We start from the raw sequence: 25,071 nt of genomic DNA, 5'->3' as shown, positions 1-25,071 counted from the left end.
GACGCATCGCCGATGGTAGTGTGGGGTTTCCCCATGTGAGAGTAGGTCATCGTCAAGCGCCTATCCCAAAGCCCCTGGTCAGCATCGCTGGCCGGGGGCTTTGCTTTTGCGCGCGGGAAAGTGGGCCGGGTGACGCCCAGCCTGGGCGGTTGTGCAAGCTGATACGACTGCTTCGCGGACAAGGTCCGCTCCTACGCGAGCAGCTCCGCACCCTCGCCGGAGCTCTCTGCAATGCTTCTTTGCGGCGGCTCTGTAGCCAACGAACTGGTGTGTCGATAGGATGGGCCTTGCACTGTTCTGGCAGATTGCCAGATTCGCGCGGGAGCCTTGCCAAATACCATCAGAAAGCGTGGATTGGCACTGGATCTCCTTGCCACACATGTGCAAATTCGCAATGACTCGATGCCTATGCTGCGCAACGTTGAGCGTTCGCTCTCGTCTACAATAGCGTCAACTTTTCCCTGAGTTCTTTCATGTCCGAAATCCAAGGTGATGCGCTACAGCACCTGCCGCTGGATCAACTGACCGCGTGCAATGAGTGCGATCTATTGATGCGGCGCGAGCCCGTGCCATTGGGGCAGAAGTCGGTTTGTCCGCGCTGCGGCTATGAGCTGGAGATACACCGTCCTCATATGGTGCGTCGTGGACTGGCCTTGGTGCTGACGGCGTTGCTGCTCTACATACCGGCCAACTTCATGCCGATCATGCACATCACCATCCTCGGGCAGACCAGTACCGATACGGTCTGGAGCGGGGTGCTGGGCCTTTATGGGTCGAGCATGAAAGGCGTCGCCATCGTGGTGTTCCTGTGCAGCATGATCATTCCGCTGGTCAAGCTGCTCTGCCAGTTGTTCGTCCTGCTGACGCTACGTTTCAAGAGGATGCGCGAGCAAGGCATGGTGCTGTTGCGTGGATACCAGCACCTGCGCGAATGGGGGATGCTCGAGGTCTACTTCATGGGCATCCTGGTGTCGATCGTGAAGCTGATCGGCATGGCCGAGCTGCATATCGGGCTTGGGCTGGCCTGCTTCGTGGCCCTGTTGTTCACCCAGGTCTGGCTGGAGGTGACCATGTCCCACCACCAGGTCTGGAGCGAATTGTCCGGGGAGTTCGATGATGCGAGCCATTGATGCCGGTGTATTGATCTGCGGCGAGTGCCACCAGCTCAATCGGCGTGCCGAGGACGACGAAACCATTTGCAGCCGCTGTGGCTCGGTGGTGCACGAGCGCAAACCAAACAGCCTGGCGCGGACCTGGGCGCTGCTGATCACGGCCGCCGTGCTTTATATCCCCGCCAACCTGTTGCCGATCATGACAGTCAACTTCCTCGGCAACGGCATGCCCGCGACCATCATGGAAGGGGTGATCGAGCTGATCAACGCGGATATGGTGCCGATCGCCGCCGTGGTCTTCGTCGCCAGTATCCTCGTGCCTACCTTCAAGCTGGTCGGCATCACCCTGCTGCTGTACTCGGTGCAGCGCCGCCAGCCCATGTCTGCCAAGCAGCGGATCTTGATGTACCGGTTCATCGAGTGGATAGGACGCTGGTCGATGCTCGATATCTTCGTCATCGCGATCCTGGTGGCCCTGGTGAATTTCGGCAATCTGGCCACTATCGAGGCAGACCTCGGTGCGGCCGCCTTCGCCACTGTGGTCGTTCTGACCATGCTGGCAGCAGTGACCTTCGATCCCCGGTTGATCTGGGATAACACGGACGCGGAAAACGACAATGAGTGATCTTCCCACCCCGAAGATGCGCAAGACCTCCAACTGGTCGGCAATCTGGATCCTGCCGCTGATTGCCCTGGCGATCGGTGCCTGGCTGGCCTGGAGGGCCTATGACCAGGCGGGGATCATGATCAATATCCGTTTCGAAAGCGGTGACGGGATACAGATCAACAAGACCGAAGTGATCTTCAAGGGGATTGCCGTCGGCAAGGTGACCGATCTGCATGTCAACAAGCCGGACCTGGGCGTGACCGCGCTGGTCGAGATGCGCAAGGAAGCGGGGGAGTACCTGAGCAAGGACACCCGCTTCTGGCTGGTGAAGCCGCGCGTGTCGCTGGCCGGGGTGACCGGTCTGGAGACCCTGGTGTCGGGCAACTACATTGCCATTGACCCGGTGAAAGGCGATCAGCAGAAGGAGTTCACCGCGCTGAAGGAGCCGCCGCCGCTTTCCGACAGCCTGCCTGGTCTGCACCTGACGCTGAAGGCTGATCGACTGGGTTCGCTGGAACAGGGTAGCCCGATCTATTACCGGCAGATTCAGGTGGGCCAGGTGAAGAGCTATCACCTGGCGGAAGACCAGAAGACCATCGAGGTGAAGATTCACATCGAGCCGGCTTATGCCAATCTGGTGCGCAAACATTCGCGCTTCTGGAACGCCAGCGGCATCACCCTGTCCGGCGATCTGAGCGGTCTCAAGCTGCGCACCGAGTCGCTTGCCTCGATCGCCGCGGGGGGTATCGCTTTCGCCACGCCGGACAACTATCCGGACAGCCCGCCAACGGATTCGACCAAGCCGTTCCGCCTGTATGAGGACTACGACGCCGCCCAGGCCGGCCTCGGCGTCAAGCTGAAGGTCACCGATGTCAGCGGGCTCAGTGCCGGCAGTACGCCGGTGATGTACAACGGCGTGCAGGTCGGTACCGTGAAGAGCATCGACATGGACCAGGACTTCAACGGCGCCACCGCGCAGTTGTCCATGGACCCGCGCACCGAGGACTTCCTCAATAGCGGCACCGAGTTCTGGCTGGTCAAACCGAGTATTTCCCTGGCGGGTATTACCGGCCTGGAAGCGCTGGTAAAGGGCAACTACATCAGCGTGCGCTTCTCCAAGACCGGTGAACCGTCCCGTGAATTCACCATCCGTCCCAAGGCGCCGCCGCTGAACCTGGATTCGCCGGGCCTGCACCTGGTGCTGACGACCGACAAGCTGGGCTCGCTGGAGGTCGGCACGCCGATCCTTTATCGGCAGCTGAAGGTGGGCAGCGTGCAGAGCTACCAGTTGTCCCGTCGTGATCCGTCGCGGTTGGTCATTGGCGTCCACATCGAGCCGGAGTACGCCAAGCTGGTGAACACCTCGACGCGCTTCTGGAACGTCAGTGGCGTTACCGTCAGTGGCGGGCTCGACGGCATCAAACTCAAAAGCGAGTCGTTGCAGACCCTGATCGCCGGGGGCATCGCCTTCGATACGCCGGACGCGAAAGCGCCTCCGATAACCAAGGTGCGTCGCTTCGCGCTGTTCGACAGCGAGGAAGTGGCCCACGCCAAGGGCAAGATGATCGAACTGCACGCCGACACCGCTGACGGCCTGAAGGAAGGCACCGTGCTGCGCTACAAGGGGCTGGAAGTCGGGCGTGTCGAGCAGGTCGAGCTGAGCAAGGACCTGAGCGGCGTGCAGCTGAAAGCGCGCCTGACCCGTGCGGAAGACAGCATCGCTCGCCAGGGCACCCGCTTCTGGGTGGTGGGGCCGGAAGTCGGACTCAACGGCGTTTCCAACCTGGGCACCATCGTCAGCGGCCAGTACATCGAAGTGTTGCCGGCCGACAAGCCGGGCCAGGCGCAAACCGCCTTCACCCTGCTGGCCGGCCAGCCGAACCGTCTGCTGGAAGGCGAAGGCCTGCGCCTGACCCTCAGCGCTCCCCGTCGCGGCTCGCTGAAGGTGGGGGTGCCGGTGACCTACCGCGAGGTGCAGGTGGGCAAGGTGACCTCCTTCGAACTGGGCGAGACCGCCGACCGGGTGCTGATCCACATCCTGATCGAGCCGCGCTACGCGCCGCTGGTGCACACCGGCAGTCGCTTCTGGAACACCAGTGGCGTTGGCGTGGATGCCGGCCTTTTCAAGGGAGTGAAGGTGCGTACCGAGTCCTTCGAGACCATCCTTGCCGGTGGCGTCGCCTTTGCGACCCCGAACAATGCGGAGATGGGCCCGCCGGCCAAGCCGGGGCAGACCTTCGCCCTGTTCGACGAGTCCAACGAAGAGTGGCTGGACTGGGCGCCGAAGATCCCGCTGAGCAAGGCGAACTGAGTTTTCGCCGAACTGGAAAAGGGCCGCGATTGCGGCCCTTTTTCATTCCGGTATCCGTCGCGGGTTGAGGAGCTTTTCGTAGGAGCGAGCTTGCTCGCGAACGGATTCTTGCTGGACTTCGGCGTTATGCGGTTCGCGAGCAAGCTCGCTCCTACAAGAGCAGGTCTGCGCGGAGCCGGGAAAACAAAAGCCCCGCATTGCGGGGCTTTTGCTTTAACGCGGGGAAGGTCACGCCGGCTCGGCGCTGGCCTCCACGTCGTTATGGGCGGCTTTCTCGGTATCCCGGCGACGGATGTACTTCCAGTCCGCCTCGTCGATGTAGATACCGTTGGGGCCGCTGCCGCCTTCCAGGTCGATGGCCACCTGGGCCGAGACCTGCGGCTTCACGCTCGCCAGGATGGGCACGAAGCCCAGCTGCAGGCTGGTTTCCAGCAGCGCCGATTGGTTGCGTTCGTCGATGTCTGCCGCCTCGTCGAGGTAGTAGGGCAGGCGTACGCGGCCGGCCTGCTCGCGGTCCATCAGGTGCAGCAACAGGTACATGTTGGTCAGCGCCTTGATGGTCATGGTGGTGCCGTTGGATGCCGCACCGTCGATGTCGGTGTGCATGATCGGCTGGCCGCCCATCTTGGTGATCTCGAACGCCAGCTCGAACAGGTCCTTCAGGCCCAGCTGGTTGTTGTTCGCCGCCACCAGGCGCGACAAGTAGTCCTTGGCTTCCTCGTTCTTCGCATCCTGCTCGGCGCTCTGGGTCAGGTCGAAGACCGAGAGGTTCTCGCCTTCTTCGTACTGGCCGGCGCTGTGGATGATCTGGTCGATGTGCTTGAGCGCGTCCTTGTTCGGTGCCAGCACGATGCGGAAGCTCTGCAGGTTCGACACCTGGCGCTTGTTGATCTCGCGGTTGAACAGCGCCAGCTGGTGTTCCAGGTTGTCGTAGTCGCTGCGGATGTTGCGCAGGGTCCGGGCGATGTCGGTGACTGCCGCGCGGCGCGCCTTGGCCAGGGTGAGGGCCTCGTCGGTGCGGTGCGCGTAGGCGTTGATCAGCAGTTGCAGGCGGCGCTCCGGATCGTCCTCGCTGTCGAACTTGGCCACGCCTTTGAGGCGCACCTGGGCGTACAGCGCCTCGATCTGGCCGTCCACGCGCTGCAGCGATTGCCAGGTGTCCTGGTAGTCATTGAGCAGCGGCAGCAGGTTGTCCATGGAGTCGTCGACCGGGTCCATGAACGGGATGCCGAAGGGCAGGTTGGCCGGCAGCAGCTGGCGGCGGCGCAGGGCGTCGTCGAGGGTGCGCTGCTTGGCTTCCAGGTCGGCGAGCTGGCGGCCGATCAGCTGCAACTTGGCGGAGAGCTGCTGGACGCGTTCGGTGAAGGCGTCGGCGGAGCGCTTGAGTTCGTCCTGGGTGGCTTCCAGCTGGGCGAGCTGTTCCAGCTTGGCCGGCTCCTCGGCGTTCAGGGTCTGGCTGCGGCGGAAGTCTTCCAGCGCCTTCTGCGCGTCGAGCACGTCCTGATAAAGCTTGTCCGCCTGCGCCTTGCTGGCGTTGCGGTCGGCGGCCACGGCCTGCTGGGTCTTGAGCTGCTTGAGCTCCTTCTCCAGGCGCTCCTTCTGGTCGCGAAGGGCGGCGCGGTCGGCCAGGGCCTGCAGGGCCGGCGGCTCGATGTGCGAGAGGTCGATGGTCAGACCCGGCACTTCGAAGCGTTCGCCCTTGAAGGCATCGAGGATCTTCTCGACGCTGCCGACCCATAGGCCGTTCTCGTCGAGGTCCACGCCTTTCTCGCCCAGCGGCAGGCTGAACAGCGCGCCGTTGAACAGGCGCATCAGGCGCTCCACGTCCTGCTGGGAGAACTCCTCGCGCAGGCGGGCGTAGCTGTTGTTGTCGGCATGTTCGAGCTGCTGGCGAACGCCCTTCAGGCGCTTCTCCAGGTCGCGCATGCGTTCTTCCAGGTCTTCGCTGGAGAACTGCCGGGAATGCGCCAGCGCACCGGCCAGTTCGTCGTGGGCGTCCTTGGCGGCGAGCAGCTGCTGCTCCAGCACCTTGGCATCCTCGACCAGCGCGAAGCGGTTCTTCAGCACAGCCAGTTCGCCCATCCAGCGCTGGATCTCGCTGATTTCGCGCTCCAGACGCATCAGCTCGGCGGTACTGCCGCGCTGTTCGTTCTGCAGGCCGTCCTGCTCGCGGCGGTAGTGCTCGGCCTGGATGACCAGCTCTTCCTTGCGCGCGCCGGAATAGTCTTCCCAGGTGCCCAGCAGGTTATCCAGCAGGGGCGAGAGGCGGTGCATCTTGCCGCGCAGGATTTCGCGCTGCTGCACGCCGTTGGCCAGGGCCTCGACCAGCGGGCCGGCGGCGACCAGGGCCTGGTAGTCGCCTTCCATGCGACGCACATCGCGGAAGGCTTCCTCGCAGGCGGCGATGTAGTCGACGCTGCCCGAACGCAGGCTGTGCTCGAAGGCATCGAGGAACAGCTGCTTGAGCTTGGCGGCGGTGATCTCGCGCATGTGCAGCAGGTTGATGAACAGCGAGCGGAAGGTCTTCAGGCTCTGTTCGCTGGTGGAGCGCAGCGGGATCAGGGTCAGGTCCAGCGGGATCGAGGTGTGGCCGCCGACCAGCAGGCGACGCAGCTCGTCGGGCTTGAGTTCATAGGACTTGATGCCCTCGCGCTCGAGGTTGGCGTACAGCTCGCGCAGGCGCAGGCAGGTGCCGTTCTTCTGGTAGTGCTCCAGGTCCAGCTCGCCCTGGTAGGCGAAGAACTGGTGGCCGAAGCCGCCGCCCGGCCCGCGACCGCCGACGCCGATCACATGGCGGCCGTGGGGCAGGTCGAGTTCGATGAGGATGTAGCTGGTGTCGGTGGCGAAGTAGAACTTGCGCGAGGCTTCCAGGCTGTACTTGCCGAAGCTCATGTCCGACATGCGCGCGAGGATCGGGAACTGCAGCGCGTTGATCGACGCCGACTTGCCGAGGTTGTTCGCGCCGTACACCGACAGCGGCTGTTCCAGCGGGAAGATGCCGAGGCTGTAGCCGGCGGTGTTGAGCAGGGCGAAGCGGCGGATGCCGTAGCGTTCCTGGGTCATGCCTGGGCCTCCATGTCGGCTTGTTCTTCGGCGATGGCGTGGGCGAGGGCGTCTTCTTTGCTCTCTTCTTCAGCGATGACTGCCGGCTCGTCGATCACGACGATGGCGTCGGCGGGATCTTCGGTCGGCTCGTTGGAATACGACTCCAGGATCACCACCGGCTCGTCGTCCTCGTCCATCAGCACCGGCGCGCTGAACTGCATGTCGCTGCTGTGCAGGTTGGCGGCCAGGTCGCGGTCCTGCTGGACCGACAGGCAGACGTCGAGGAAGCGGTGGATCGGCGGCAGGAAGCGGTACACGCCGTTGTCCTCGGCGGCGAAGCCGAGCTGGGTGAGGCGGCGCATGACCTTCTCTTCCAGTTCTTCCTGGGTGGTCACCTCGGCCTGCAGGAACAGGTCGCGGTACTTCTCCAGCAGCGGCGGCAGCTCGTCGCGGCCGATGCTGCCGCCATCGAGGACGGCCAGCGGGTCGCGGCCCTGGTCGGCCAGGTGCTCGACCAGGATGAAGGTGAACAGCGCCAGGCGCTGGGCGGTCTTGTTCACCTGGGCGCCGATCTGCTCGGGCACGAAGTAGTAGAAGCCGCGGGTATCGCAGACCAGCTCGTAGCCCAGGCTGCGGAACAGCGCGCGGTAGGCGTCCTGCTGGTTGGACAGCTGGCTGTACAGCTCCGGGTCGCGTCGGCTGATGTGGAAGCCCTTGAACAGCTCGCGGAAGATCGGCGCGAGCTGGGTCATTTCGGTGAGATTAATCTGCATGCTGTTCGCTCTTGCTGTCCTTGCCAGCGGTCGGGCCGGCGATCAGGGCGAAGGAGCACAGGCTGACGCTGTGCTGGAGAGTGTCGTATTGGCGGCGCTCGAGGCGGTCGCGCTGGAAGCGGGCATCGCGCGACAGGCGCGAGAACCAGTAGAGCAGCTCGTCGGTGGCGCCTTCGGGCTCCTGCTCCAGCAGCCACTGCATCAGGTCCGGCAGCGGCAGCGCGGCCTGGCAGCGGTCGAGCATTTCCCGGGCGGTGCGCGGCGAGCGCTGCGGGCCGTCGCTCCTGCGATTGCCGCTGGCCTTGGGGAAGTGCGCCGGCTTGGGCTGGAAGTTGGCGAGGGCGAAGACGTAACTCTCGACTTGCGAGGCGGTGCCCAGGAAGTTGCTCTGCGGCCGGGTGAACATCGGCATGGCGGCCTGGGGCACGGCGTCGATGCCCTTGCGGCGGATGACCGACAGGGCCAGGGCGGCGCCACGGGTGATCGCGTTGTGCCGGCGGGCTTCCTCGCGCAGCGGCAGCAGCAGTTCGCGGGCGCGGCGCAGGGTGAGCTGGGCGGTGGTCTGCATTTCCAGGATGCGCGCATGGGTGCGCAGCAGCTGGTCGTCGTCCACCAGCTGGCCGAGGCGCGCCTGTTCGCCGAGCAGGCGCAGCAGCACCTGTTCCACGCGGCGCACGCCCTGTTCGAAGGCGCCGTCGGCGGAGACCAGCTGAATCATCGGCTCGACGTATTCGTCCCAGGTCGCCAGGACTTCCGCGTAGCGCTGGCGCAGCGGAATCTGCCGATCCTGGGTCTTGGCCCGTTCGGCCACGGCGACCAGTGCCTGTTCGTCGTTGGCCAGCTTCTTCAGCACGTCGCGCACGCGCATGTCGAGCAGGCGCAACTGGCGGGCCAGGTCGTTGCCGTCGCGCACCTCGAAGGCATCGCGGATGTAGCCGGCGAGGCGTTCCAGGTGGCGCAGGTAGGCTTCGATCTCCAGGCACAGGCCCAGGCGGTGTTCCTGGCGCAGGTAAGCGAGGAAGTCGTGGATCTGCGCGTTCAGCTCGAAGCGGTTGGGGCTCTTGGCCACCGGGACGAGGATGTCCAGGCGCACCCACTGGTCGAGCAGGGCGGTGATATCCACCGGGGTGCTGTCGGGCAACTGGCTGGTGAGCTGGTTGCGCAGCTCCACCAGGCTCAGGGTGCCGGCGTCGAAGCGCTCGCACAGCGGTTCGAGCAGCACCCAGTGTTCGGCGAGGGCGCGGAGTACGCGTCGTGGGTCGATCATCGGCTGAGTCGGGCCTGAAATGAACAAAGGGAGCGATTGTACTGCAAAGGTCCCCCACTGACCGACAGAGTGACGAAACGCGTCAGATTGCGACGGAGCCTCTCGGTCCCGGCGTGAAATGGATCACGGAATTTAGCCGCCAAATAGCTGAATTTTCTGGCATGTTTTCTGCCAGAGTCAGTCGACCACGACTGATTTGCCGCCATGACCTACGACGCCGCACTTGCCAAAGCCCGGTGGGCCGAACTGGAGCGCCAGAACGACCTCGACTGGGACCTGGACGCCATCACCGACCGCAACGAAGCCATCGCCTTCCTGCAGCGCTTCGAGAACCGCCTGTGCATCTATTCGTCCTATGTCGAGAAGCTCTACAGCAACTACAGCTTCGTGATCCCGGAGCACCACGGCGGCGGCATCACCATCCTCCCGGATGAACAGGCCTGGTTCGACACCTTCCACGACATCCCCGCCGACGCGGTGGAGCCCACCGGTATCCACATCCTGCCGGGCGAGACCATGGGCTACAGCGGCCTGTACCTGAAGATTCCCGGCGAGCACCGCCTGGTGGCCTCCCGCGAGCTGCCGTTCCAGGACGGGCTGAAGGTGCTGATCAACCGCTACCGGATGCGCGAGGACAGCTTCCTGCCGGTGCTGGTCAAGGGCGACCTGCGCGAGTACGAGGCGCGCATGCCCTCGCTGCACCTGCACCGCCTGAACATCGCCAAGCTCCAGTCCCACTCGCGCCTGAACCTGGACTCCATCAAGGGCGCCATTGCGGAACACCTGATCGGGCTGTTCCGCCAGCGCTGATCCGGTACCTGTAACGCGGGTGTGACGATGGGTAACAACTCCTGCCTGCTCCTCGCCTTTCGAGCCCGCGCATTTCACCTTCGAGAGGCGTTTTTCTCGACTATGGGTCGGGCCGCCCTGGCGACCAAATTCCTATAGTGGCATCACGGGGTCGAGCCTCCGGTCGCTGCTACGGACCGGCGTTGCGCCGGTTGCGCGCCCCCTTCCCATAACAACAGCTCCCCATGAGAGGAGAGTGCCATGCGTCAGTCCTCCGGTCCGCTCATGCGTGCCCTTGCCTTGCTCTGCGGGGGCCTGCTGGCCTGTTCCGCCCAGGCCCGCATGCAATCACTGGATGACGACGAGCTGTCGACGATCTCGGGGCAGGGCGCGATGCTCACCGTCGATGCCTCCACCTACCAGAACTACCAGTACACCCGGCTCAACTTCGGCGCCGACATCAGCCTGCTGACCAACATCGACCAGCTCAGCCTGGGCAACTACACCCGCACCGGCGCCAACACCGTGTCCAACCAGCCGGCCGACATCCTGATCAACAACTTCGCCCTCGGCCGGGTGGACAACGCCAACTCGCCCGACGCCAAGGTGGTGCCGTTCCAGATCCAGGACCCCTACGTCGAATTCGCCTTCCAGACCAACAACGGCGTGCGCCAACTGGTGGGCGCGCGGGTCGGCTTCGGCAAGGCCCAGGGCGACCTGTCCGGCGATATCCTGTCGATCACCGGCAACCTGCAGGGCAAGATCTACGGCCCGGCCTCCATCGCCTACGACTACTACACCCGCAACGGCTGCCCGAACCTGATCAACTGCCTGGCGCTGTCGATCGCCGGCGATACGCCGGTCTATGCCGACGTGGTACTGCTCAAGGCCGGCACCGGCGAGGCCACCATCAATGGCCAGCCGATCAACCGCGCCACGCAGATCGGTATCGCCAAGGGCGACTCGCTGCATTCGGACGAGGGCGGCCTGGTCGCCGCGCTGATCCCCACCCTGTCGACCACCAACAATTGCCAGGCGCTGGGCCTGACCACCTGCTTCGACCTGACCAACTACAAGACCATCTACATCGGCAAGCCGGGCTCCACCGACATCAACACCGGCGCCCAGGGCATCTTCTTCTCCCTGCAGAATCAGAACGTGCCCTGGCAGGACCTGGCCAACGCCGGCAAGTTCGTGAATACCCAGTCCGGCGCCTTCGCCAACTTCCCCAAGGTGGGCAGCGGCGCGGATACGGTGTACCCGATCCTGATCAACCTCTACGACGCCCTGCGCGGCCTGCCTCGCCAGTCCACCTGCATGGGCTCCCAGGCGGCGGGGTGCTGACATGAGCGCACGCGGCACACTCATCGCCTGCCTGCTCGGCTGGCTGCTCTGCCTGCCGGCCCAGGCCATGAAAGCCCTGGACGACGATCAACTGGGCGAGGTCAGCGGTTCGGGGCTGGGCTTCTTCATCGACGGTTTCAGCTATGACCAGGCCAGTGCCTCGGCGAAGATCACCGGGGTGAAGAACAGCGCCAACCAGGACGTCCAGGTGGATATCACCGGTGCCTACATCAAGGGCGCCGGCAGCCAGCGTGGCACGCTCGACACCAAGGCCTACATGGGCACGCCCATGCACCCGTTCACCTTTGGTCCGATCAAGTACAAGGCCGGCGCCAACATCCCGGTCGGGCAGCAGGCGTTGCAACTGAAGACACCGACCTGGACCGACCCGATCAACGACACCCACAAGTTCGGCCTCTGGTCCTACTACCAGGGCTGCCTGTACGGCGATGCCGGCTGTACCGACCCCACCCGGGCGACGAGCAAGATCAACAGCGAACTCAGCGCCCTGACCACCCAGCGCAACACCCTGCTGACCACCTATTCCAACGACATGGTCACCCTGAAGTCGGGGATCGACGCCGACATGGTCGTGGTCAATCAGCGCGAGGCCCAGGTGGATGCTGCGCAGGTCGTGGTGAACAACAACTACAAGACCATGCAGAACAAATACGCGGTGGCGCCCGCGCGGGTCTGCGACAACGTGCTGGGCATCGCCTGCACCAGCAAGCCGGATTTCGGCACCAAGTACGACTGCTCCCTGATCGCCGGCTGCAGCACCAATACCGGAGTGAAGGCCTACAACGACTCGGTGGACGGCTACAACACCAGCACCTCCAACCTGACCACCGCGCAGCAGAACCTCAGCGCTTCGTGGAACGTCACCCGCAATGGCATCACCCTCAGCCAGCGCGCCAGCGACTACGACAAGTTCGTCCAGCTCTGCGGGGCGCAGAGCGGCAGCGCCACCACCTGCGTGGGCGGCACCATCACCCGCACCGGGAACAACGTCGCCACTGTGAAGCTGGTGGCCGACGCCATGCCCGGTGCCGCCGGTACCCGCATCCAGGGCCTGGACATCGGCATCAAGACCCGCTTCACCCTGCCCAGCGTCGCCTACAACAGCGACGGCAGCCGTGGCGCCACCACCCAGCGCCAGGACTACTTCTCTATCGCCCTGGAGAACTTCACCCTGAACGGCTCCTACCTCAACCTGTGGGGCGACTCGGCCGGCCTGAAGGCCTCCATGAGCCTGCAGATGTACGCCGACAAGCTGATCATCAGCGGCTGCGAAGTCTGCTCCGACAGCGACCGGGTGGTGGCCAAGAACGTCTACTTCGACCTCAACCTGGGCGACGCCAACTACCAGCCGGCGACCCTCACCGTCGCCAGCAACGGCGACCTGATCCTCAACGCGCCGGGCGTCACCTGGGCCAACCACGACGCCTTCTACCAGAACGTGCAGAAGAGCAATATCAGCATCGGCAACCTGAACATCGGCGGTACCGATATCGGCTCCCAGGCCGTGCGCGGCATGCGCATCGACTACCTGAACGTCCGCACCGTCAACCTGCCGCGCCAATAGAAGAGGAGCATCGCCGTGAACCGCCTGCCACGCCGATTCCTGAGTGCCCTGTTGCTGCTTGCCGCCGCTGGCGCCCAGGCCGAGCTGCGCAACCTCGACGACAGCGAGATGTCCGACGTCAGCGGCCAGGACGGCGTCAGCCTGAGCGTCAACTTCAATGTCGCTCCGGTGGCCGGCAGCACCCGCTGCACCAACGGCTGCGGCGCACGCCTGGCGATCCAGCCGCTCAACAGCACCGGCTTCATCGTGCTCGACAACATCAAGGGCACCTTCAGCTTCGATGGCATGAGCCTGGACATGGTGACCATCAACAGCGGCTTCAACGGCGACGGCGCGCTGTTCAACCGCCAGGCCATGAAGATCGGCCTGACCAACGCCAGCGCCACCAACCTGCAGTTCACCCTTGGCGGCGCCAACCAGGGCAAGGTTGCCGCCAGCGGCCTGCAGCAGACCAACCTGCTGACCTACCAGGCCACCGGGGCGATCAAGCTGACCGGGAACGTGTACGTGTTCGGCACACCGTAAGAGCCTGTTGAAAATCTGCTGCGCGTCGGCATAGCTGCGTTAAAAACAGGCTCGGAAGCCGCTTGCGGCTAACGCACTTCAGTGCGGCCCTGCAGGGGCGAGCGTAGCGAGTACTGCTCATTTACAGCTCGTAAACTCCGCGTCCTCGCCTGTTTGACTCGCTGGCGCTCACCCTTCGGGCCAGCCTGCGGCTGTTACTCCCGTTGGTCGTTGCGCCTTGCTCTGCGCTAGCTCGCGAGATTTTGAACAGGCTCAAGGCGATTCGCCGACCGGCCTTTCCCCCCGGCGCGTTTCACGCGACAATCCCGCCTCGATGTGCCGGCCTGCCCGTGCAGGCTCACTTACAGGTAACCGCCCCTTGATCGAAGAAGCCCGCCGCCGCGCCTACCTCGGCGCCATGCAGGTCGCCAGCTGGCTGCCGCGCGTGGCGTTGCCGTTCGCCGCACCGTCGCGCCCGGAACTGCTGGAAACGCCCGCGCCCATCGTTATCGAGAAAGCGCCGCTGGCGCCCGTCGCTGAAGCTGTGCGTGAAGCCGCGCCGGTGGCGGCTCCGGTTGCCGTGCCCGCAGGCGAGCCCGGTTCGATCGCCGCCCGCCTGTTGCCCAAGGCAGGCGCACCGGCCAAACCGGCGGCTCCGGTGAAAGCCGAAGAGCAGGCCGAGCCGGAAGCCGAACCCGTGGTGCGCGCGCCGGTCGCGCCGCCGCCGCGTTTCGCCCTGCAACTGCTGCGTGCCGGCGAGTGCGCCCTGCTGGTGGAACTGCCCACCGGCGAGCCCCTGGCCAGCCGCGACCCGGCCTACCTGCTGCTGAAAGACCTGCTGCGCGCCGCGGGCCTGCCGGAAAGCCCGCAACTGCTGGGCGAGCCGGTGCGCTGGCCGCTGCTTGCCGGCGGCAACATGGACCAGGGCCCGCAGGCCGCCCGCGAGTTCGTCCAGGGCTTCGTCGCCGCCCGCCTGGAAGGCGGCGCGCCCTGTCGCTTGCTGTGGCTGGTCGGCATGCCGGCCGTGCGCTATGCCGGCGAGGCGGATGAAGAATCCCTGCTGCGCGAGCTGCAAGTCGAAGGCCTGGGCGTCGCCTGGGCCGTGCCGGGCCTCGAACGCCTGGCCGAAGAACCTACCTTGAAAGCCGACCTCTGGCGCGCCATGCGCCGCGTTCGGCAACGCTGGACGAGTCAGACCACCGCATGAGCGATGCCGTTTCCTTCCGCCCGATGACCGAGGCGGACCTCGATGCCGTACTCAAGATCGAATACGCCGCCTTCAGCCACCCCTGGACGCGCGGCATCTTCGCCGATGGCCTGAAGAGCTACGAATGCTGGGTGATGTTCGAAGGCACCCAGCAGGTCGGCCACGGCGTGATCCAGATGATCCTCGACGAAGCGCACCTGCTCAACATCACCGTCAAGCCGGAGAGCCAGGGCCGCGGCCTGGGCCTGACCCTGCTGGAACACCTGATGAAACGCGCCCGCGAACGGGGCGGGGTGGAATGCTTCCTCGAAGTGCGCGAATCCAACCAGCCGGCCTACCGCCTGTACGAGCGCTACGGCTTCAACGAAGTCGGCCGCCGTCGCGGCTACTACCCGGCGGTGGGCGGTCGCGAAGACGCCCTGGTGATGGCCTGCACGCTGGTCGACTGAGCCGGGCCATCCCGTAGGGGCCTATAACCGTTCGCGGTTGTACGCCGATGCCGTGGGCATCTCCGGCACCGTCGTAGGATGGCGTGGAGCGGAGCGATACCCATCAGTTACCGCACAGACAATGCCGATGGGTATCGCAAGCTCCACCCATCCTACGGACTGCCCGCGGCGAGTGGGTGTGCAGATACACCCCGTAGGAGCAACTGTCTTTTGGGCTCCCGCATTCGCAGGAGTGACGGGGGTAATTCACGTTCCTCTGCGTCATCCCCGCGAACGCGAGGACCCAGAAAACAACGTAGGAGCGGACTCCGTCCGCGATATCCCCATCCCCCACCTCAACTCCCCCCACAAAAACCAGGAAATTTCCCGCCGACCGGGTTTTTCTGACGGCCATTCCTGACTTACCCTTAAGCCCAATAACAACAAGAACATAAGGTCGCAAACATGAATCGCAGCGATGTGATCGTGGTGGGCGCCGGTATTTCGGGGCTGACTGCGGCCTGGCGTCTGGCGCAAGCCGGGCGGCGGGTGAAAGTGCTGGAGGCCAACAAGCGCGTCGGAGGACGAACCCTCAACCACCGTTTCGCCAGCGGCGAAGTGGTCGAGGTGGGCGGCCAGTGGGTCGGCCCGACCCAGGAGCGCATCCTTTCCCTGCTCGCCGAGCTGAACCTGTCGACCTTCGGGCAATGGAACCGGGGCGACAACCTCACGCTGTTCGGCGGCCGTCTCAAACCCTATCGCGGCACCATTCCCAAGTTTCCTCCCCACGTCCTGCTCGACGTGATGCAAGCCCACGTGCGCCTGGACCGCATGGCGCGGGAAGTCCCCCTGAACGACCCCGGCCTGCACCCCAAGGCCAGCCAGTGGGACCGCCTGACCTTCGCCGAGTGGCTGCGCCGCAACCTGCGCACATCCACCGGGCGCAAGGTCTTCGAGCTGATGAGCGGCGCCGTGTTCGCCGCCAGCCCCCATGACTTGTCGTTCCTCCACGTCCTCTTCTACATCCGCAGCGGCACCAACCTCGACACCCTGCTCGGCGTCGAAGGCGGCGCCCAGCAGGACCGCATCCTCGGCGGCTCCCAGCGCATCTGCCAGACCCTCGCCGAGCGCCTGGGCGACGCGGTGCTCACCGGCGAGCCGATCCGCGCCGTACGGCAGAACGACCGCGGCGTCGAACTGGTCAGCGACCGTGGCGTGCACCACGCCTCGCGGGTGATCTTCGCCATCCCGCCAACCCAGCTGTTGCGCATCACCCAGGAACCGCTGCTGCCCAGCTGGCGCGACCAGCTCCTGCAACGCCTGCCGCAAGGCGCGGTGATCAAGTGCATGGCGCTCTACGACAAACCCTTCTGGCGCGAGCGTGGCCTTTCCGGCCAGGCCACCAGCGAAGTCGGCCCGGTGCGCCTGACCTTCGACAACAGCGTCCCCGACTCCCAGCGCGGCGTGCTGCTCGGCTTCATCGAGGGCGACGAAGCGCGGCAGTGGAACGCGCGGCCGACGGGCGACCGGCGCGGCCAGGTGCTCGACTGCTTCGCCCGCTACTTCGGCGAAGCGGCGCTCAAGCCCATCGATTACGTGGACAAGTCCTGGGCCGAGGAACCCTTCGCCCGTGGCTGCTATGCCGCGCTGTTCCCGCCGGGACTCTGGACCAGCGGCGCCGCACGGCTGCGCGAACCCTACGGACGCCTGCACTTCGCCGGCACCGAAACGGCAACGCGCTGGATGGGCTATTTCGACGGGGCCGTGGAGGCCGGGGAACGGGCGGCGAGCGAAGTGCTCGGCGCCGCAGACGAGGGAGGGGAGTATGTGCGACACCTTGGTATTGCGTAGCGACGGGGCCACCTGGTTCGCCAAGAACAGCGACCGCGAGCCCGCCGAACCGCAACGCCTGATCCGCCTGCCGGCCGTGCACGGCGACCGCGCGGCGACGGTGCGCACCACCTACCTGGAAATCCCCCAGACCGCCGAGCGCCATGCCGTCATCCTCAGCCAGCCCGCCTGGATGTGGGGCGCCGAAATGGGTGTCAACGAGCGCGGCGTGGCCATCGGCAACGAAGCCGTATTCACCCGCCTGACCCTGCGCGAAGGCGAGGCCCTGCTGGGCATGGACCTGCTGCGCCTGGCCCTGGAGCGCGCGGCGACGGCCCGCGACGCGCTGGCCGTCATCACCGAACTGCTGGAGTGCCACGGCCAGGGCGGCCCGGCGGGCTACCGCAACAAGCGCATGCGCTACGACAACAGCTACCTGATCGCCGACCGCGACGAAGCCTGGGTGCTGGAAACCGCCGGCCGGCTGTGGGCGGCGAAGAAGGTCGAGCGCTGGGCCATCTCCAACGCCCTGACCCTCGGTCACGACTACGACCTCGCCAGCCCCCACCTGGAAGACCACGCCCGCCGGCTGGGCTGCTGGAACGGCCGGGGCGACTTCCACTTCGCCCGCGCCTTCGATGGCCGCGTGCTGCCCTGGATCGCCGGGGCGCGGCAGCGGCGGCAGCTCAACCAGGACTTCCTCGCCCACTGCCCGGCCCAGGTCGACTGGCTGGCGCTGGTGGTCGCCCTGCGCAGCCACGGCCATCGCGGGCACCGCCTGTCGAGCCACGACAACCGCCAGATCTGCCTGCACGCCGGCAGCTTCTGGCGCCCCTCGCAAACCACCGCCAGCCTGATCGCCCGGCTCGACGGCGGCTCGCCGCGCATGGCCGCCACCGGCACCTCGGCGCCGTGCCTGTCGCTGTTCCAGCCGCTGGGCTTCGAGGCGGGCGCTGGCGCGGCGCTGCTCAGCCGCGAGGATGCCGCCGTGGAAGAGTCCCTCTGGTGGCGCTTCGAAACCGTGCACCAGCGCGCCCTGGCCGACCCCGGTTTCGCCGACGCCCTGCGCGCCGGCCACGGCTGGCTGGAAACCGAGTTGCTGGCAGCCCTCGACAGGCGCACGCTGGATTGGCCGCGCCTGGCCGCCGAAGCCCAGGCCTGGCACGACGCCTGGCACCAGCTGGCGCAGCAGGAGGCGCTCCGTCCGCCGCGCTGGTGGCGTCTGAACGCGGCCCGCTGAAAGCGTCTTGTCAGGCGCGCGCGTGCTGCGTAAGGTGCGGCAGCCAACGATGAGGAGCCGACCATGAGCGATCTGCAGGAACTGTTCGACAACAACGAACGCTGGGCCGAAGCGATCACGCGCGAAGACCCCGACTTCTTCGCCAAGCTGGCCCGCCAACAGACTCCGCAATACCTGTGGATCGGCTGCTCCGACGCCCGCGTGCCGGCCAACGAGATCGTCGGCATGCTGCCCGGCGACCTGTTCGTCCACCGCAACGTCGCCAACGTCGTGCTGCACACCGACCTCAACTGCCTGTCGGTCATCCAGTACGCCGTCGACGTGCTCAAGGTGAAGCACGTCTTGGTCACCGGCCACTACGGCTGCGGCGGCGTGCGTGCCGCCCTGCAGGACCGCCAGTTCGGCCTGATCGACGGCTGGCTGCGCACCATCCGCGACCTCGCCTACGAATACCGCGAGCACCTCGGCCAGTTCGAGAAGGAAGAGGAGCGCGTCGACCGCCTCTGCGAACTCAACGTCATCCAGCAGGTGGCCAACGTCAGCCACACCAGCATCGTCCAGAACGCCTGGCACCGCGGCCAGCCGCTCTCCGTGCACGGCTGCATCTACGGCATCAAGGACGGCCGCTGGAAGAACCTCAACGTCACCGTCAGCGGCCTCGACCAGCTGCCGCCGCAATACCGCATGCGTCCGCTGGAACAACTCTGAGCCGACCGTCCGCCCGCGCCCCTCGGCGAGGAGTGCGGGCGGATCATGAAAGGACAGACGGCGAGCGGAGGTCAGCGATGCATCGGTTGTGCGTGATACCCGGCGACGGCATCGGCCGCGAAGTGGTGCCGGTGGCGGTCAAGGTGCTGCTGCGGCTGCTGCCCGACCTGCGCGTGGAAGAGGCCGAGGCCGGCTGGGGCTGCTTCGAGCGGCACGGCGTCTCGGTCCCCGACACCACCCTGACCCGCTTGCGCGCCTGTGGCGCCGGCCTGTTTGGCGCCGTCTCCTCGCCCAGCCACCGCGTCGAAGGCTACCGCAGCGCCATCCTCACCCTGCGCCAGGAGCTGGCCCTGAGCCTCAACCTGCGCCCGGTGCGCTCCCGCCCGCACGTCTCTTCCCATCCCGGCGTCGACCTGCTGATCCTGCGCGAGAACAGCGAAGGCCTCTACAGCGGCCGCGAACACTGGGAGTCCGAAGGCGTCGCCATCGCCGAACGGGTCATCACCCGCGCCGCCTGCGACCGCCTGGCTGCCGACGCCTCGCGCATCGCCCGCCTGCGCGGCGCCCGGCGCATCACCCTGGTACACAAGGCCAACGTCCTCCCGCTCACCTGCGGCCTGTTCCGCGACACCTGCCGCGACCGGCTGGTGGAAGACGGCTGGAGCGACGTCCTCGACGAACGCCTGGTCGACGTCGCCGCCCTGCAACTGGTCGAGCGCCCCGAAGCCTTCGACCTGATCGTCACCACCAACCTCTTCGGCGACATCCTCTCCGACCTCGCCAGCCACTGGGGCGGCGGCCTCGGCATGGCCCCGTCGCTCAACCTCGGCCACGGCATCGCCCTCGCCGAACCCGTCCACGGCAGCGCCCCCGACATCGCCGGCAGCGGCCGCGCCAACCCCCTCGCCGCCATCCTCAGCGCCGGCATGTTGCTGCGTCATCACTGGCAACTGCCCGAACTGGCGGACCGGGTCGATGCGGCGGTGGATGGGTTCCTGACGGAGGAGGGGAGTGTGGACTTCGGTGGGGAGACCACCAAGGTGATCGGGCAGGGCGTGTTGCAGCGCCTGGACTGAGCAGCAGAACGTGAAGCGCTGCCAGCCGGTGTGCTAGCGTGCGCCATCCCTCAACGCATGGAGACAAGGATGATCCTGCGCTTCCTCAAACCTTCCTGGCGGAAGATCGCTATCGCAGTCGGCCTCTTCTTCACTGTGGGCTTTCTGATTGAGTTCGATAGCGCCGTGAGCACCCGGATGGTGACAAACCTTCGCGAGACCTCCCTCGGTCAGAAATATGCGGCCGAGATGAAGCGCATCTACAAGGAGTACCGTTGCGAGGCGACCGAAAAGGTCGACGAACTGACTCGAAACTTTGTCTTCGATTCCAAGAAAGACGGAACGGGCGATGCGGTGGAGCGCAAAGCAGCCTTCTTTGCCTGGGCAAGGCGCCTGCTCCTTGGGCTGCTCTGCTACATGGCCGCTTGCAGTGCTTGTTCGGCGGGCGCGTATCGAGGACCCGAGCGAGCATGAGTCTACCGATCCTGGCCCTGGCGCTCTTCGTGCCTCCGGCCGTTCTGTTCTGGCGTGCATTGCAGTTGGCTTGGCTGGTGCGCTACCTGTTGGCCGTCATACCCGCGGCCTATACCGGCATCGGCTGGCTGCTGGGCTCCTGGGGCTACGCATTCGCCAACTGCCAGGACGGGGCGAAATACCTTCACGACTGTCTGGCCGGAGGTGTGGATGTCACTGCCTGGGTCGGCCACGGCCTGTTCCTGATGATTCCCTTCCTGTTCATCGGTGCGCCGCTGTCGCTCTGGTTCCTGATCGATACCGCCGCCAAGCACATCGGCCAGTCCCGCGCGCCGCAATGACGTTCGCCGGGCACGCCGGCGAACTAAGCTCAAAGCACCACCCTCCCCAAGGTGCCCGGCATGTGCGGACGCTACGTCAGCCCCGAAGAGGCCGCCATCGAACGCTACTGGCACATCGGCGCCCGCACGCCGCCGCGCTGGCTGGAGGCCTGCTACAACGTCGCTCCGACCATGACCGTGCCCATCCTGCGCCAGGACGAAGGCGGCCAACTCGAACTGCTGCCCGCGCGCTGGGGCCTGATCCCCACCTGGTGGAAGGAATCCACCCCGCCGCGCTTCTCCTTCATCGCTCGTAGCGAAGAAGCCGCCGGCAAACCCCTCTGGCGCCACGCCCTGCGTAGCACTCGCTGCCTGATGCCCGCGCTGGGCTGGTACGAATGGAACGAGAAGGAGAACTTACGCAACCCCGCCGGCCGCCAGGTCCACCAGCCGTACTTCATCCACAGCCCCACCGACCCCATCATCGCCTTCGCCGGGCTCTGGTCCCTGTGGATAAACCCCAACGGCGAGCCCGTGCTCTCCAGCGCCCTGTTGACCAGATCCGCCGCCCCGAGTCTCGAACACATCCACCACCGCATGCCCGTGGTGCTGGCGCCGGAGAACTTCGAGGAATGGCTATCCGCTGCTACACGCACCGAAGCGGTGGGCGACCTAATTCACCATGCGCGGGAGGACTTTGCGGGGCATAGGGTGTCATTGTGGGTGAATGACACGAAGAATGATTCGGCGGAGTTGATCGAGCGGCGAAACGTAGATTGCTCGTAGGCGAAAGAAAAGGGGGGGAGCTTTCGCTAAACCCCCTTCATTTATATGGCGGCTACACCAGGACTTGAGTCTGGATATCAGCATTATGAATTGCATGGGGAGCACCTAGCTGTGCCCTGTGGGGCGGAAATAAAGGGCTCTAGAGACATCGATTGCTCGCTGATTCCAAGCTAGCTTATGTAGTCACGGCCTCTTTACGGTGGGTCAGAACCAAGCTAATTTGATATGGCATTTGGCCTCCATCAAGAAAATAAGGATGTGATGATGAGTGATAACGCAAAGTTTCGTTACTCGGCGTCAGAAGGAACTGTCGAACTGGAAGGTTCTGAGGATTTTATCTCGAAGCACATTGAGGTTCTGACTGATTTGGCTCGTTTGGCCGCTCGGCATGTGGTCGTTGAACCTCGGACTGTAGTTGCTGATTCTATTTTGACTACTTCCGTTGAGGAGTTAACGCCTGTGGAGGCCACAGTGGAGGGGGTGGTTCCTGCGCCTGCGCCTGAGCATTCGGCTGTGCAAAAGGTGTCAGAGACAATACAGGACTATCCTGTTCACTTTGAGGAGATTAACTCAAAGTTGAAGATTGTTTGCGATATTCCTGGTGCTAACACAAAATCCAAGATGCTTAATGCGGCAATTCTTTACTGCTATGGTTCAAGGCTTTTGGGTGACGAGCAAGTGCCAGCTAAAAATATTCGTGCCGTATGCGAAGAACATGGAATCTTGGACTCCGCTAATTTCTCTAAAATCTTTGGCGATAAAACAGTCTTTCTCTCTGATGGCGTTAAAGGCGGAAATAAGGATATTAAACTGACATTTAATGGTGTCAAGAAAGCTAAGGAATTGTTGGGTCGTGCTTGATCCTCGAGTGGAGCCAGCACTACTGGGAAGATATCCCGCTGATTTGGTTTCTGTGCTTTTGGAAAGTTACAAGGAAGTTGTTGTAAATTATAGGCTGGAAAGGTGGAAGCCCAGCGAGCTTGACGCCGGTCATTTTGTAGAAGCTGTAAGGCGGATCATTGAACACGAGCTTTTGGGGAGTCATACCCCTATTGGTTCTAGTTTGGGGAGTTTTAATCAATCAGTTCTTGACAAATTTGAGTCTACTGCTGGTGATGAGGTTTTCCGTATACTCATGCCCAGAGCGCTTTTTGCTGTGTATTGTATTAGGAATAAGCGGGGGGTTGGCCATGTTTCGGCCGTATCTCCAAATAAGATGGATGCAACTTATATATATGCATCTGTAAAGTGGGTTTTGGCCGAGCTTGTCAGGATGTGCTCAGCACTGACTCCAGAAGAGGCCGATGATCTGGTCTCGCTCATTGTTGAGCGGGATGTGGATGTGGTTTGGGATGATGGTGAAAGCTTTGTTTTTCTAAATGTAAAGCTCAAGGCTGAGCAAAAGGTGCTCATCTGCTTGTACCGTAAGGACAGGCAGACTGTCGATACTTTGAGGGCGCTAATCGGGTATAAGCATAAAACAGAGTTTAATAAGATTTTGCTTAAATTAAAGGCGGCAGCAAAAATCGATATTCTTGATTCGAAATTGTGCAAGATATCGCCGCTGGGGTTGCGCGAGGCGGAGAGGCTTATAATTAGCTAGCAGAATCGTCTCAGGCTAAGTTCTCAATCGGGCCGAAAAAAGGGGTAGATATATTTTGTCTACTCTAATTAGTGGCGGCGGCTCAAGGGGCCATCACCTCGCATGAGTTGATTAGCCTACAGATTCATCGTCGCCAGGGCTGAATTGTTTCAATTCTGGGTTTGCTTCGCCTGTCAAAAGCCACCAACGATAGTTTGGAAAAGCCTTGCCAAGAATCTCGACCTCATCGGCACCCAGCCTCGCCTTGTGGCGCTTGATGTTCTGCCAGCGTAGATAGTCAGTGCTGCCCAGTTCGGTCAGCTTCTTGATGCTGGCCATCTCCAGCAACCGTAGTCCTCTTGCCGAGATTCCTTCACTCATTCATTGATTTCCAGAAGCATCCTACAAGTTCGGCGTTTTCGGCATGTGTATTATGTTCATGTCTATAGAACACAAATTTACGCCGTTCCAAGTCCCGAATTATAGGGGGAGAGCATGGATGTTTCTGGTGTTCCGCGCGTTTCTGCGTTGGTGAGAGTGGAAAGGGCTACCCGCTCGCGTAATCGCTTAGCGGCGCGCTCGGCTTTGCATGCACAAACTCCAAAGGGGAGGGCCACATTGTGCCGATAGTAGAAGCTAGATTGGCCCCCATGCAGCCTCTCTCCGAAGCCGAGCTGCAATCTGCTGTTAGCAGCCTGATCGGTCGTTTGGTAATGGAGCTTTCCCGCTTCGAGCTGAACCTCGACCTCTGCCTGCGCCATCTGGCGGGCGGCAGCGAGCCGGTGCTGCTGAATCCGCTGATAGAGCGCCTTTCCCTGAAGGCGAAGATGGATGCGCTGCGGGAAGTCATCGCGCGACGCCACGCTGGGGAGGTGGACTGCCTGCGCGAGTTCAATTCGTGGTACGCGGTGATGGACCGTATCCGCGCCAAGCGCAATGCGTTTATCCATGGCGGCTGGGTGTTCAACTACTACGAGCAGGAAGTCACCAACCTCGCCCCTGGCCTGCCGGGCTCGGTCACCCGAAAGGAAACCCGCTATAGCCTGTCCACCCTGGAGCAGGAGCTGGCCGGTACGGAGGCGGCGGCACGAGAGTTCATCGAGCTGCGGCGGCGGTGGGGATTCTAGTGCTGGTCAAAATTTGACCTCATCCATGCATCTGATATGCTCGCATATGCGTTAACGCATAACGTTAAGGGTTAAAGGATGATCCTGAGTTTTCGCTGCGAGGAGACTCGCCGACTCTTCGAGACGGGGCTTTCCAGGCGCTGGGGAGCGATCCTCATGGTGGCCACACGAAAGCTCGCCGTGCTTCACGCAGCGGCGGAGCTGCGCGACTTGCGTTCTCCTCCAGGCAACCGGCTTGAAGCTTTGCTGGGACGGCGCGCGGGTCAGCACAGCATCAGGATCAATGATCAGTGGCGTATCTGTTTCGTCTGGACGGACGCGGGTGCCGAACAGGTTGAGATAGTGGATTACCACTGAGGAGGTGGAAGATGGTTACCAATGGCATGCGCCCCATCCATCCCGGGGAAATCCTGCGGGAAGAGTTCCTGATGGAGCTGGATATCACGCCGACCGCGTTGGCCCGTGCGTTGAATGTATCGGCGCCTACCGTGAACGATATTGTGCGCGAGCAGCGGGGTGTTTCGGCAGACATGGCGATTCGCCTTGCGCGCTACTTCGATACCACCGCGCAGTTCTGGATGAACCTGCAGAGTGAGTATTCCCTGGCGACGACATACGCTGTCAGCGGCGAGCAGATCGAGCGAGATGTGGAGCCGCTTGTGGCTCATGGATGATTGAGCGATTGCAGAAAGCCCCGCGATGCGGGGCTTTTTTGTGGCTGCCGTAATGTGGGGGAGTGGCGGGGCGGGGACTTTTCTACGGGCAAAAGAAAAGGGGTTTAGCTTTCGCTAAACCCCTTTCGAGATATGGTGGCTACACCGGGACTTGAACCTGGGACATCAGCATTATGAATGCTGCGCTCTAACCGACTGAGCTATGTAGCCGAGTGGCGCGCATTTTCCGCAGATCGAGGGGGGGTGTCAACCCCTTTTCTTGAATATTTTTCTGATCTATCAATCGTTTAGGCGGAAGGGCCT

The 25,071-nt window shown here is 63.6% G+C and carries 26 protein-coding genes and 1 tRNA gene; 21 read left to right on the top strand and 6 right to left on the bottom strand.

What is annotated here, in order from left to right:
* A partial coding sequence (locus tag J5M67_RS26370) for a hypothetical protein (protein ID WP_207888373.1) occupies positions 1-182 on the bottom strand: 182 nt, incomplete at its 3' end.
* A 291-nt stretch (positions 183-473) separates the two neighbouring features.
* Here J5M67_RS26370 and J5M67_RS26365 point away from each other — a divergent pair.
* From J5M67_RS26365 to J5M67_RS26355, 3 genes are read left to right on the top strand one after another with little or no spacing between them, the layout of a single operon-like run.
* Entirely contained in the window at positions 474-1,130 is a 657-nt protein-coding gene (locus J5M67_RS26365; protein WP_207888372.1) for a paraquat-inducible protein A, read from the top strand.
* The gene (locus J5M67_RS26360; protein WP_207888371.1) at positions 1,117-1,737 is read left to right on the top strand and encodes a paraquat-inducible protein A; all 621 of its coding nucleotides are present in this window, start codon (positions 1,117-1,119) and stop codon (positions 1,735-1,737) included. Before J5M67_RS26365 ends, J5M67_RS26360 begins: the two co-directional genes overlap by 14 nt.
* Positions 1,730-4,030, top strand: a complete 2,301-nt coding sequence (locus J5M67_RS26355; RefSeq protein WP_207888370.1) for a PqiB family protein — start codon at positions 1,730-1,732, stop codon at positions 4,028-4,030. Before J5M67_RS26360 ends, J5M67_RS26355 begins: the two co-directional genes overlap by 8 nt.
* Positions 4,031-4,258: 228 nt before the next feature.
* Here the strand turns inward: J5M67_RS26355 and mksF are convergent, their stop codons facing one another.
* Genes mksF through mksB form a run of 3 tightly spaced genes read right to left on the bottom strand, consistent with a single transcriptional unit; the run spans position 4,259 to position 9,115 of the window.
* Positions 4,259-7,093 (bottom strand): Mks condensin complex protein MksF, encoded by a 2,835-nt coding sequence (gene mksF, locus J5M67_RS26350; protein WP_207888369.1) that lies wholly within the window; start codon positions 7,091-7,093, stop codon positions 4,259-4,261.
* Positions 7,090-7,848, bottom strand: coding sequence for an Mks condensin complex protein MksE (mksE, locus tag J5M67_RS26345; protein ID WP_207888368.1), 759 nt, complete (start codon positions 7,846-7,848; stop codon positions 7,090-7,092). The genes mksF and mksE overlap by 4 nt, the downstream gene beginning before the upstream one ends.
* Positions 7,838-9,115: an Mks condensin complex protein MksB gene (mksB, locus tag J5M67_RS26340; protein ID WP_207888367.1), complete on the bottom strand. Its 1,278-nt coding sequence runs from the start codon at positions 9,113-9,115 to the stop codon at positions 7,838-7,840. The genes mksE and mksB overlap by 11 nt, the downstream gene beginning before the upstream one ends.
* A gap of 204 nt (positions 9,116-9,319) precedes the next feature.
* Here mksB and J5M67_RS26335 point away from each other — a divergent pair, with 204 nt between their 5' ends.
* The 15 genes from J5M67_RS26335 (at position 9,320) to J5M67_RS26265 (ending at position 22,988) form a co-directional block, all read left to right on the top strand.
* The gene (locus tag J5M67_RS26335) at positions 9,320-9,925 is read left to right on the top strand and encodes a hypothetical protein (RefSeq protein WP_207888366.1); all 606 of its coding nucleotides are present in this window, start codon (positions 9,320-9,322) and stop codon (positions 9,923-9,925) included.
* Between the two features lie 240 nt (positions 9,926-10,165).
* Positions 10,166-11,248 carry a hypothetical protein gene (locus J5M67_RS26330; protein ID WP_207888365.1) on the top strand — a complete coding sequence of 361 codons (1,083 nt, stop codon included), beginning with the start codon at positions 10,166-10,168 and terminating at the stop codon, positions 11,246-11,248.
* A gap of 1 nt (position 11,249) precedes the next feature.
* Positions 11,250-12,833 carry a hypothetical protein gene (locus J5M67_RS26325; RefSeq protein WP_207888364.1) on the top strand — a complete coding sequence of 528 codons (1,584 nt, stop codon included), beginning with the start codon at positions 11,250-11,252 and terminating at the stop codon, positions 12,831-12,833.
* A gap of 15 nt (positions 12,834-12,848) precedes the next feature.
* Entirely contained in the window at positions 12,849-13,358 is a 510-nt protein-coding gene (locus J5M67_RS26320; RefSeq protein WP_207888363.1) for a DUF6160 family protein, read from the top strand.
* Positions 13,359-13,716: 358 nt separating this feature from the next.
* Positions 13,717-14,544 (top strand): energy transducer TonB, encoded by an 828-nt coding sequence (locus J5M67_RS26315; protein WP_207888362.1) that lies wholly within the window; start codon positions 13,717-13,719, stop codon positions 14,542-14,544.
* Positions 14,541-14,993, top strand: a complete 453-nt coding sequence (gene rimI / locus J5M67_RS26310; protein ID WP_207888361.1) for a ribosomal protein S18-alanine N-acetyltransferase — start codon at positions 14,541-14,543, stop codon at positions 14,991-14,993. Before J5M67_RS26315 ends, rimI begins: the two co-directional genes overlap by 4 nt.
* A 444-nt stretch (positions 14,994-15,437) precedes the next feature.
* On the top strand, positions 15,438-16,823 hold the full coding sequence (locus tag J5M67_RS26305) for a flavin monoamine oxidase family protein (RefSeq protein WP_207888360.1): 1,386 nt from the start codon (positions 15,438-15,440) through the stop codon (positions 16,821-16,823).
* The gene (locus J5M67_RS26300; RefSeq protein ID WP_207888359.1) at positions 16,798-18,042 is read left to right on the top strand and encodes a C69 family dipeptidase; all 1,245 of its coding nucleotides are present in this window, start codon (positions 16,798-16,800) and stop codon (positions 18,040-18,042) included. The genes J5M67_RS26305 and J5M67_RS26300 overlap by 26 nt, the downstream gene beginning before the upstream one ends.
* Positions 18,043-18,105: 63 nt before the next feature.
* Positions 18,106-18,750 carry a carbonate dehydratase gene (can, locus tag J5M67_RS26295; RefSeq protein ID WP_207888358.1) on the top strand — a complete coding sequence of 215 codons (645 nt, stop codon included), beginning with the start codon at positions 18,106-18,108 and terminating at the stop codon, positions 18,748-18,750.
* 77 nt (positions 18,751-18,827) lie between these two features.
* The gene (locus tag J5M67_RS26290; RefSeq protein ID WP_207888357.1) at positions 18,828-19,826 is read left to right on the top strand and encodes an isocitrate/isopropylmalate dehydrogenase family protein; all 999 of its coding nucleotides are present in this window, start codon (positions 18,828-18,830) and stop codon (positions 19,824-19,826) included.
* A 69-nt stretch (positions 19,827-19,895) separates the two neighbouring features.
* Positions 19,896-20,279: a hypothetical protein gene (locus J5M67_RS26285; protein ID WP_207888356.1), complete on the top strand. Its 384-nt coding sequence runs from the start codon at positions 19,896-19,898 to the stop codon at positions 20,277-20,279.
* A complete protein-coding gene (locus J5M67_RS26280; RefSeq protein WP_207888355.1) occupies positions 20,276-20,620 on the top strand; it encodes a hypothetical protein in 345 nt (114 codons plus the stop codon). Before J5M67_RS26285 ends, J5M67_RS26280 begins: the two co-directional genes overlap by 4 nt.
* Before the next feature lie 60 nt (positions 20,621-20,680).
* Positions 20,681-21,385 (top strand): SOS response-associated peptidase, encoded by a 705-nt coding sequence (locus J5M67_RS26275; protein ID WP_207888354.1) that lies wholly within the window; start codon positions 20,681-20,683, stop codon positions 21,383-21,385.
* Positions 21,386-21,649: 264 nt separating this feature from the next.
* The gene (locus J5M67_RS26270) at positions 21,650-22,246 is read left to right on the top strand and encodes a hypothetical protein (RefSeq protein WP_207888353.1); all 597 of its coding nucleotides are present in this window, start codon (positions 21,650-21,652) and stop codon (positions 22,244-22,246) included.
* Positions 22,239-22,988 carry a hypothetical protein gene (locus J5M67_RS26265; protein ID WP_207888352.1) on the top strand — a complete coding sequence of 250 codons (750 nt, stop codon included), beginning with the start codon at positions 22,239-22,241 and terminating at the stop codon, positions 22,986-22,988. Before J5M67_RS26270 ends, J5M67_RS26265 begins: the two co-directional genes overlap by 8 nt.
* 111 nt (positions 22,989-23,099) lie before the next feature.
* On the opposite strand, the gene J5M67_RS26260 is transcribed toward J5M67_RS26265, so the two are convergent.
* Positions 23,100-23,348, bottom strand: coding sequence for a DNA-binding protein (locus J5M67_RS26260; RefSeq protein WP_207888351.1), 249 nt, complete (start codon positions 23,346-23,348; stop codon positions 23,100-23,102).
* A 269-nt stretch (positions 23,349-23,617) separates the two neighbouring features.
* Here J5M67_RS26260 and J5M67_RS26255 point away from each other — a divergent pair, with 269 nt between their 5' ends.
* The 3 genes from J5M67_RS26255 to J5M67_RS26245 all read left to right on the top strand — a co-directional run bounded on the left by J5M67_RS26255 (position 23,618) and on the right by J5M67_RS26245 (position 24,768).
* Entirely contained in the window at positions 23,618-24,094 is a 477-nt protein-coding gene (locus J5M67_RS26255) for a hypothetical protein (RefSeq protein ID WP_207888350.1), read from the top strand.
* A 78-nt stretch (positions 24,095-24,172) separates the two neighbouring features.
* A complete protein-coding gene (locus J5M67_RS26250) occupies positions 24,173-24,451 on the top strand; it encodes a type II toxin-antitoxin system RelE/ParE family toxin (RefSeq protein ID WP_207888349.1) in 279 nt (92 codons plus the stop codon).
* An 11-nt stretch (positions 24,452-24,462) separates the two neighbouring features.
* Complete coding sequence (locus J5M67_RS26245; RefSeq protein ID WP_207888348.1) at positions 24,463-24,768, top strand: HigA family addiction module antitoxin; 306 nt, start codon at positions 24,463-24,465, stop codon at positions 24,766-24,768.
* Positions 24,769-24,901: 133 nt separating this feature from the next.
* On the opposite strand, the gene J5M67_RS26240 is transcribed toward J5M67_RS26245, so the two are convergent.
* Positions 24,902-24,978 (bottom strand) — tRNA-Met (locus J5M67_RS26240).
* Positions 24,979-25,071 lie beyond the last annotated feature (93 nt).

The sequence above is a fragment of the Pseudomonas sp. 30_B genome (assembly GCF_017491605.1).
Taxonomy (GTDB): Bacteria; Pseudomonadota; Gammaproteobacteria; order Pseudomonadales; family Pseudomonadaceae; genus Pseudomonas.
This window is presented reverse-complemented; position numbering and strand designations above follow the sequence as displayed.

Coding starts and splice junctions, on each gene's coding strand:
- J5M67_RS26255 (WP_207888350.1), top strand. CDS start 23,618: ATGCAGCCTCTCTCCGAAGCCGAGCTGCAATCTGCTGTTAGCAGCCTG.
- mksB (WP_207888367.1), bottom strand. CDS start 9,115: ATGATCGACCCACGACGCGTACTCCGCGCCCTCGCCGAACACTGGGTG.
- mksE (WP_207888368.1), bottom strand. CDS start 7,848: ATGCAGATTAATCTCACCGAAATGACCCAGCTCGCGCCGATCTTCCGC.
- J5M67_RS26305 (WP_207888360.1), top strand. CDS start 15,438: ATGAATCGCAGCGATGTGATCGTGGTGGGCGCCGGTATTTCGGGGCTG.
- J5M67_RS26325 (WP_207888364.1), top strand. CDS start 11,250: ATGAGCGCACGCGGCACACTCATCGCCTGCCTGCTCGGCTGGCTGCTC.
- J5M67_RS26280 (WP_207888355.1), top strand. CDS start 20,276: ATGAGTCTACCGATCCTGGCCCTGGCGCTCTTCGTGCCTCCGGCCGTT.
- J5M67_RS26355 (WP_207888370.1), top strand. CDS start 1,730: ATGAGTGATCTTCCCACCCCGAAGATGCGCAAGACCTCCAACTGGTCG.
- J5M67_RS26250 (WP_207888349.1), top strand. CDS start 24,173: ATGATCCTGAGTTTTCGCTGCGAGGAGACTCGCCGACTCTTCGAGACG.
- can (WP_207888358.1), top strand. CDS start 18,106: ATGAGCGATCTGCAGGAACTGTTCGACAACAACGAACGCTGGGCCGAA.
- J5M67_RS26270 (WP_207888353.1), top strand. CDS start 21,650: ATGAGTGATAACGCAAAGTTTCGTTACTCGGCGTCAGAAGGAACTGTC.
- J5M67_RS26285 (WP_207888356.1), top strand. CDS start 19,896: ATGATCCTGCGCTTCCTCAAACCTTCCTGGCGGAAGATCGCTATCGCA.
- J5M67_RS26245 (WP_207888348.1), top strand. CDS start 24,463: ATGGTTACCAATGGCATGCGCCCCATCCATCCCGGGGAAATCCTGCGG.
- rimI (WP_207888361.1), top strand. CDS start 14,541: ATGAGCGATGCCGTTTCCTTCCGCCCGATGACCGAGGCGGACCTCGAT.
- J5M67_RS26290 (WP_207888357.1), top strand. CDS start 18,828: ATGCATCGGTTGTGCGTGATACCCGGCGACGGCATCGGCCGCGAAGTG.
- J5M67_RS26335 (WP_207888366.1), top strand. CDS start 9,320: ATGACCTACGACGCCGCACTTGCCAAAGCCCGGTGGGCCGAACTGGAG.
- J5M67_RS26330 (WP_207888365.1), top strand. CDS start 10,166: ATGCGTCAGTCCTCCGGTCCGCTCATGCGTGCCCTTGCCTTGCTCTGC.
- J5M67_RS26260 (WP_207888351.1), bottom strand. CDS start 23,348: ATGAGTGAAGGAATCTCGGCAAGAGGACTACGGTTGCTGGAGATGGCC.
- J5M67_RS26300 (WP_207888359.1), top strand. CDS start 16,798: ATGTGCGACACCTTGGTATTGCGTAGCGACGGGGCCACCTGGTTCGCC.
- J5M67_RS26365 (WP_207888372.1), top strand. CDS start 474: ATGTCCGAAATCCAAGGTGATGCGCTACAGCACCTGCCGCTGGATCAA.
- J5M67_RS26275 (WP_207888354.1), top strand. CDS start 20,681: ATGTGCGGACGCTACGTCAGCCCCGAAGAGGCCGCCATCGAACGCTAC.
- mksF (WP_207888369.1), bottom strand. CDS start 7,093: ATGACCCAGGAACGCTACGGCATCCGCCGCTTCGCCCTGCTCAACACC.
- J5M67_RS26360 (WP_207888371.1), top strand. CDS start 1,117: ATGCGAGCCATTGATGCCGGTGTATTGATCTGCGGCGAGTGCCACCAG.